This window comes from Dermacoccus sp. UBA1591 (assembly GCF_002322065.1).
GTDB lineage: Bacteria > Actinomycetota > Actinomycetes > Actinomycetales > Dermatophilaceae > Dermacoccus > Dermacoccus nishinomiyaensis.
In genome coordinates this window covers 4,564-10,166 of record NZ_DCNR01000099.1, presented here as the reverse complement: position 1 = coordinate 10,166, position 5,603 = coordinate 4,564, and the positions used below count along the sequence as shown (strand labels likewise).

Sequence of the window (5,603 nt, the reverse complement as noted above, 5' to 3'; positions counted from 1 at the left end):
ACGACTGGTTGAACCTGCCCTATAACCCGCCGCACGACGTCGTCACGGACGTCGAGACGGTCGCCGCGTTCGTTGCGAAACATCCGCTCGCGACGCTCATCACGCACGACGGCGTCACGCCGCAGGCGGACATGGTGCCGTTGCTGCTCGTCGACGATGACGGCGCACCGACGGGCAAGGCGCTCATCGGGCACGTGGCGCGTGCGAACCCGTTGTGGGAGAACGGCCGTCACGAGGGGCTGACGCTCGCGACGTTCGGGCCGCTCGAGCACTACGTCTCGCCGAGCTGGTATCCGAGCAAGGCCGAGCATCACCGCGTCGTCCCGACGTGGAACTACCTCGTCGCTCATGCCTGGGGAGAGTTGGAGGTGCACGACGACCCGAGGTGGGTGCGCGGCGTCATCGCGAAGCTCACGGGTGCGATGGAGGGCGGGCGCGACGAGCCGTGGCGCATGGGGCAGGCACCGCGCGACTATCTGGACGACATGCTGACGAAGATCGTCGGCATCCGCATTTCCGTGCAGCGCATGGAGGCCCGGTTCAAGGTGTCGTCGCATCGCAGCGACGCCGACCGTCTCGGCGCGCGTGACGGCATCGCCACCGAGCTCGACGGACGCGGCGCGGCAGAACTCGCCGACGCGATGGGTGAGAGCTCGTCGTCGCAGACGAGCAGCATGCCCGTCGTGAACGACGCGAGGATGACGAGCTGACGCCGCTGCCACGCGCGCCACGCCGTCACCGCCATGAAGGCGAGCAACATGACGTCGAATCCGACCCAACCCCTGCGTGCAAGTGCACCCGGGTGCATCTGCACGCAGGTGCATCTGCACGCAAGGGGTCAGGGTTAGCTGAGGTGAGACGTCACTTCGTCTGCTCGTATGCCGCGAGTGCGGCCTTGCGCGTCTCGGCGAGGTCGACGATGGGTTCGCGGCCGTCGTCAGCGCCCCAGCGGCGGACGTAGCGCTCGTCGGGGTCGAACTTCTTGCGCTGCGTCTCCGGGTTGAAGACGCGGAAGTACGGTGCGGCGTCTGCGCCGCACCCGGCGACCCACTGCCAGTTGAACGGGTTGCTCGCGGCGTCGGCGTCGACGAGCGTGTCCCAGAACCACTCCTCACCGATGCGCCAGTCGATGAGCAGGTTCTTCGTCAGGAACGACGCGACGACCATGCGCACGCGATTGTGCATCGTGCCCGTCTCCCACAGCTCGCGCATGCCCGCGTCGACGAGCGGGACGCCCGTCTCGCCCTTCTCCCATGCGAGCAGCGCGTCCTCGTCGAGTGGCGGCCACGGGAACGCGTCGAACTTCCGATTGAGGTTCACCTCGTGAAGGTCAGGGTTCTCGTAGAGCGTGTGCCACGCGAACTCGCGCCAACCGACCTCCGACAGGAACGTCTCGACGTCCTTGCCACTGCGCCGCGCCGCATGCCAGATCGTCTGCGGGCTGATCTCCCCGAAGCGCAGATGCGGCGAGAGGCGCGACGTCGCCGGCTTCGACGGTTCGTCACGTTCGGTGGCGTAGTGGACGACGGCGTCGTCGAGGAAGTCGGCGAGCAGCTCGTGCGCGGCGTCCTCGCCCGGCGTCCAGGCCTTGGCGATGCCGGTCGACCAGTCGGGTTTCGTCGGCAGCAACGCCCAGGTGTCGAGGTCGTCACTCGCCTGGCCAGCCTGCTCGACGAGTGCGGACGGCGGGGTGAGCGCTGACGGCGCGCCGAGCGGCTCACGTGGCTCGGGCTCGCTCAGGCACGCCTTCCAGAACGGCGTGAACACGCGGTACGGGGTGCCACCACCCGTTGTGATGGTCCACGGCTCGAACAGCAGGTTCGCCGAATACGAGTGCACCTCGACGACGCGCTCGGCGAGCGCTTCCTTGATCCCGGCGTCGACGGCGCGCTCCGGCCCGCCGTATCGGCGATTCCAGGCGACGAAGTCGACGTCGAACGTCTCGACCACATTGAGGACGACGTCATGCGCGGCGCCGCGTCGCAGGACGAGCGGGATGCCGAGCGCCTCGAGCTTCTCGCGCAAGGCGACGAGCGAGTGATGCAGCCACCACTTCACCGCGCCGCCGATCGGGCGGAGGCCGTCCGATTCCTCGTCGAGGACGAAGAGCGCGACGACACCCGCGGGCTCGGACGACGCGCCGTCATCCGACTCCTGCGAGCCCTGGGAGCCCTGTGAGGTGACGGCGTGATCGACCGCCGCACGCAGCGCCGGATGGTCGAACGTACGCAGGTCGTCACGGAACCAGACGAGGGAAGTCATAGAAGCCATTGTGGGGTCTGACGATTCACGCCGGGAATCATCGACACGTCATTCGGTGCGTGCTCGAGCCCCGGTGGGGGCATGACCCGTGGTCACCGCGCAGTGCGCGGCCCTCTCGTTGCAGCGCACCTCCGCCCGACCTGGCGCCACATGTTCCACGTGAAACATGTCGCGCCAGGCCGACCGGTGGCGTCTGGCAGTTGCCTCAGTTGCCCTGCGCACCCTGCTGGTTGACGCGGTTGTTCGAACCCTGGAGGCGATCGATGTGCTTGCTCGCCTCGGCCTTCGTCAGCGTGGCGGGCAGCGTCTCGCCCGCCTCCTTGGCGAGCGTGTCGAGGTACGACTTCTGCGCCTCGGTCATCGGCTCGTCGCCGGTGGCCCACTCGTCGGGGTCCCGCTGCAGGGAGGCATCGTTCGGGCCACCCTGCGTCGGCTCCGTCGCGCCGAGCATGTCCTGGCCCTGCTGAGCCTGACCGTTCGGGGCGTCCGAAGCGGGCGCCCCGAGGGTGTCGTCGGGCTGATTCGTGTTCATGTCAGTCATGCTCGTGAGGCTAGACCGAGGCACCGACAACCGCTACACCCTCGGGCGTGATTTCGCCGGCGGGACGCACGCGCAGGACAGATTCGGCGCACCGTCAGACGCGTCACGCCGTCGCCGGATCGCCGTCGAGACCTCCAGGGACAGAGCGGGCCGTGACCTCGGGGTCAGGGGCCGGCCGGCACCTGGTCGGAGGCACTCAGCTCACTGGTTGGGCGTACGGGGGCTGGTGCCGCCGGTCGTCTTGTCGGGCACGGCGTCGGCGCCGTTGACGTTCGTCTCACTGTCGGTGCCGAAACCGCTGCCGCCTTCGGAGACCTCCCCGGCGCCGCCGGGCTTCTGGCCGTCCGCGTCGTCGTTCTTGGCTGCTTCGTGGATGTCTTCGCGAGTCATGTCTTCACTCTAGGACGCGCAGGCCGCTGGTTCACCACCCACGCGGATGGTCGGACGCGGCGAACGCGCAGCACCGCGAAGGCGTCGAAGAAACCCTCGGAGAGGCGTTTCGACGCCGTTTCGGGTTGACTAGAGGGCAAAGTGCTCGGCGCCCCGGCGTCGAACGAGCCTCTGCCGAAAGGTGAACCGTGACCTCGAAGAACACCGGTGCCCGCCACAACGCCGGCCTCGCCGCTGCCGGCGCCAGCCTGGCCGGAACGGCCCTCACCGCCCTCACCGCGGCACCCGAGAAGATCTCCTCCCTCGTGCATCGCCGCTACCCGACGGTCGCCGTCACGGGCATGACGGGCGTCGGCAAGACGCGCCTCGTCGACCGTCTCGCGCGCCGCACGAGCCCCGACGCCGTCACCGAGGCCGGCTCGGCGACGATGGAGCGTCGGACGTCGAAGTCGCCGCGGCTCAAGGGTTTCCGCTTCCGCGTCGTGCCCGGCGACAACGCCGCGACGCGCCTCGCAGCCCTCGACGAGGTGTTCTACGAGGAGCCGGTCGACGGCATCGTCCACGTCGTCTCCTACGGCCACGCGACGCCGCGACGCGCCGGCGGCACGAGCGGCGCGGCGCCGTCACGCACGCGCGACGAGCAGCTCGCCGCGGAGCTGGAGGACTGGACGATCACCGCGCACCGCATCGCCGCGATGGCGGTGCGCCGAGCCAAGCCGATGTGGGTCGTCATTGCCGTGACGAAGGCCGACCTCTACCCGAACGACATCGACGCGGCCGTCGACTACTACTCACCCGGCAGCGGTTCGCCGTTCGCCGCGAAGCTCGAAGAACTGCGCTCCCTCGCCGGTGGAGCGACGATCTCGATCGACGTCCTGCCCGTCAGCGCCGAGAACTCCAAGGAGCTCGACGCCCTTGTCGGCAAGCTCGAATCCCGCATGGCGGCGCTCAGCGGCCACCTGTGACGTGAGCGAATCGGGCTGCCGGGCACGAGTTTCGGCCGGGTCGTCTCGGTCGGCATGGCGCCTTCGCCACGGCCGCTATCTCTGCCACAGTGGAGGTGCGGCACGGCGTGACGTGTCGGCACCGTTCGACGACAAGGGGAACTCATGCGCACCGTCCCAGCTCTCACCGCCGCGGGCCTGCTGACGCTCGCGCTCGCCGCGTGCGGAAATGGCCAGGACGGCGCGTCGCAGAACGCCACGGTGGCGCAGTCGTCCGCGTCGTCGACGACGCAGCAGGCCGCACCGAGCCAGACGCCCTCCGAGCGCAGCTCTGCCGCGTCGTCGTCGACGTTTTCGAGCACTCCCTCCAGTACGGCCGCGAGCGCCTCGTCCACGTCGCCGAGCACGAGCGACGGTGCGTCGGCGAGCGACCCCGCAGCGCCGCAGGCGAGCGCAACCGGCTCGGGCGCGGCGCCGTCCGGCAGTCAGGACTCGGCGGGCCCGACCGCCTCGGCGAGCAGCGCGCCGTCGACGAGCGGCACCGCGACGGCACATGCCTACGCCGCGACAGGATGGTCGCAGTTCACGACGCCCACGGGCCGCAACTGGTGCGACATGACGAAGGGCGTCGTCGGCTGCCACCTCACCCCCGAGGTGTCGGCGAAGCACGGCGGCGCGAACTACGTCATGCTGACGCCGAAGGGCGTCGGTTTCCTCACCGGTGACCCCGGTTTCGACACCGACGGCGAGGCTGCGCGCTGGACGTCGAGCGTGCCGAACGCATCGGTGACGACGAAGGACGGCACGGCCGTGCTCGGCTACGGCAGCAGCTTCACCTCCGCAGGAACGACGTGCACGAGCAACGTCAGCGGCATGACGTGCACGAACGCGGTCGCGAGCTTCACCGTCAGCACCGGTGGGGTGACGATGACGGGCAAGCTCGATCCGACGCGTCAGAACTGACGGCCCGCCAGATCATTGCCCGCAAACGCGTCGAGGATGACGATTTCCGGGCGATGATCGCTGACGGCGAGCGCGCTCAGCGGCGCCCCACGGCGTCGATGATGGCATCCTCCCGCGAGCCGGGGTCGACGTCGAGCACCTTCGCCCAGGCCGGCACCATCTCGGCGCCGAAGTAGCGGTGACCGTAACCGCCGGGCACCTCGTTGGAGACGAGCATGTCGGCGCTGACCTGCCAGAAGGTGACGAACGGAGCCCAGCTCATCTGCGCCATCGGCGTGTTGTCGCGCGTCTCACGCAGCCACTCGGGTGAGTTGAACATCAGGCGCGGCGACCACCACACGACGGGGTCGGACGGGTGCTGCAGGTAGACGACGCGCGGTTTCTGCCACGCGCCCAGAGGGCGGTCGTACTCGTCGGCGCCCAGCTGCGACGGCTCACCGGCGAAACGGATGTGGCGTCCGCCGTTGATGACGGGGTCGATCGTCGTCGAACCGGGCGCGCGC

At 69.3% G+C, this 5,603-nt stretch carries 7 protein-coding genes; 3 read left to right on the top strand and 4 right to left on the bottom strand.

Annotated elements, in window-relative coordinates; genetic code table 11:
• On the top strand, positions 1-710 hold a 710-nt coding region (locus B2284_RS11205; RefSeq protein WP_286697526.1), incomplete at its 5' end, for an FMN-binding negative transcriptional regulator.
• A 151-nt stretch (positions 711-861) separates the two neighbouring features.
• Here the strand turns inward: B2284_RS11205 and B2284_RS11200 are convergent.
• The 3 genes from B2284_RS11200 to B2284_RS11190 form a co-directional block, all read right to left on the bottom strand.
• Positions 862-2,262, bottom strand: a complete 1,401-nt coding sequence (locus B2284_RS11200) for a cryptochrome/photolyase family protein (RefSeq protein WP_136788969.1) — start codon at positions 2,260-2,262, stop codon at positions 862-864.
• Positions 2,263-2,467: 205 nt separating this feature from the next.
• A complete protein-coding gene (locus tag B2284_RS11195; protein WP_414646259.1) occupies positions 2,468-2,803 on the bottom strand; it encodes a DUF3072 domain-containing protein in 336 nt (111 codons plus the stop codon).
• Between the two features lie 201 nt (positions 2,804-3,004).
• Positions 3,005-3,193, bottom strand: a complete 189-nt coding sequence (locus B2284_RS11190; protein WP_038566027.1) for a hypothetical protein — start codon at positions 3,191-3,193, stop codon at positions 3,005-3,007.
• A 188-nt stretch (positions 3,194-3,381) separates the two neighbouring features.
• Here B2284_RS11190 and B2284_RS11185 point away from each other — a divergent pair, with 188 nt between their 5' ends.
• Positions 3,382-4,158 (top strand): GTPase domain-containing protein, encoded by a 777-nt coding sequence (locus tag B2284_RS11185; RefSeq protein ID WP_136788968.1) that lies wholly within the window; start codon positions 3,382-3,384, stop codon positions 4,156-4,158.
• 144 nt (positions 4,159-4,302) lie between these two features.
• Positions 4,303-5,100 (top strand): hypothetical protein, encoded by a 798-nt coding sequence (locus tag B2284_RS11180; RefSeq protein ID WP_136788967.1) that lies wholly within the window; start codon positions 4,303-4,305, stop codon positions 5,098-5,100.
• Between the two features lie 76 nt (positions 5,101-5,176).
• Here B2284_RS11180 and B2284_RS11175 read toward each other — a convergent pair.
• A partial coding sequence (locus tag B2284_RS11175) for an alpha/beta-hydrolase family protein (RefSeq protein ID WP_286697525.1) occupies positions 5,177-5,603 on the bottom strand: 427 nt, incomplete at its 5' end.

Coding starts and splice junctions, on each gene's coding strand:
- B2284_RS11195 (WP_414646259.1), bottom strand. CDS start 2,803: ATGACTGACATGAACACGAATCAGCCCGACGACACCCTCGGGGCGCCC.
- B2284_RS11190 (WP_038566027.1), bottom strand. CDS start 3,193: ATGACTCGCGAAGACATCCACGAAGCAGCCAAGAACGACGACGCGGAC.
- B2284_RS11200 (WP_136788969.1), bottom strand. CDS start 2,262: ATGACTTCCCTCGTCTGGTTCCGTGACGACCTGCGTACGTTCGACCAT.
- B2284_RS11180 (WP_136788967.1), top strand. CDS start 4,303: ATGCGCACCGTCCCAGCTCTCACCGCCGCGGGCCTGCTGACGCTCGCG.